The organism is Paraburkholderia sp. J69-1, from assembly GCF_905220255.1.
GTDB lineage: Bacteria > Pseudomonadota > Gammaproteobacteria > Burkholderiales > Burkholderiaceae > Paraburkholderia.
In genome coordinates this window covers 1-1,058 of record NZ_CAJMZG010000071.1, presented here as the reverse complement: position 1 = coordinate 1,058, position 1,058 = coordinate 1, and the positions used below count along the sequence as shown (strand labels likewise).

The window sequence follows — 1,058 nt, the reverse complement described above, 5'->3', positions numbered from 1 at the left end:
ACCGTCCCGCTACGAAGGCCGTTTAACCTTTGGGAATTTCTGTCTGTCTGTCTTCAGATGCCCAAATCGCGCCGAAAGCCTCACGGGATAAGGGTCTTGCTATTCCTCTGTTTCCCAATGTCGTCCGATCCTGAGACCAGAAAAACGCGCTTGTGCGCGTCGCTGCTTTTCCTGAGAGTCCTTCAGCAAGGAATCGGCCCGCATGAAATCAACGCCCAACGACAACGTCTATAGACGCGTTTAAGCATTCTTTGAGGCCCCTCACAGGAGACTTCCCCACCTAAGCAACGGTCTGTGGCGGAGCCGCCCTGTCGTCCGTAGTACCGCAAGTCGAGCGCAGTGACAGGACGTCCCGCCCGCCGGAAAAACAACTGAAGCAACGATACGCAAGAGGCCAGTAACGATAGGCGACAGCAACGCAACGCTACGCAACAGTACGCAACGCAACGCAACAACAAACGCAACGCTACGCAACAGTACGCAACGCGACGCAACAACAAACGCAACGCTACGCAACAGTACGCAACGCGACGCAACAGCGAGGGCAACACTCAAGCAGGGAGCGCTACAACGCTAATAAATGCTGCTTTGGAGCATTTTTCGTGCTCAAGCCCACGCCGTTAGCGTGAGACCATGTGCGACTTGCAAAACCAAGGTTTAAGATGTTGTGACGTCGATCGACGAATTCCTTGCCGTGGATCGCAAGAAGCGGTACCACGATAGGCTCGATGAGCATTCGGATGAGATAGTCGCGCTTCGGAGCGCAGGCGCGAGCTATGGAGAAATCGTCGAATTTCTGCGTGCTACGTATTCGGTCAGCGTGAGCCGATCCACGAGTCTCGATCATCGCCGATACCAGCGGCACATCTTGTCCGGTACAGTCCAGCCGAAGCGTCACGCCATTGGGCATTTCCACCGTCAACTGCGAGCGCGCGGGCGGCAGCCATGAGCGCGTGGGCCCGGAAGCCTTTACGGCGTCCTTGCGTTCAACCACCCATGCGATGGCGCGTGCTTTTCCGCGCGCGTAAACGCCAGAACCCCGGTTCTCGCTAGGAGAG

General features: G+C 56.7%; 1 pseudogene. It reads right to left on the bottom strand.

The annotated features are described in order from the left end of the window. Positions 1 to 565: 565 nt before the first annotated feature. Positions 566 to 1,058 (bottom strand): annotated as a pseudogene (locus U5A67_RS40400) (hypothetical protein); the annotation flags it as partial.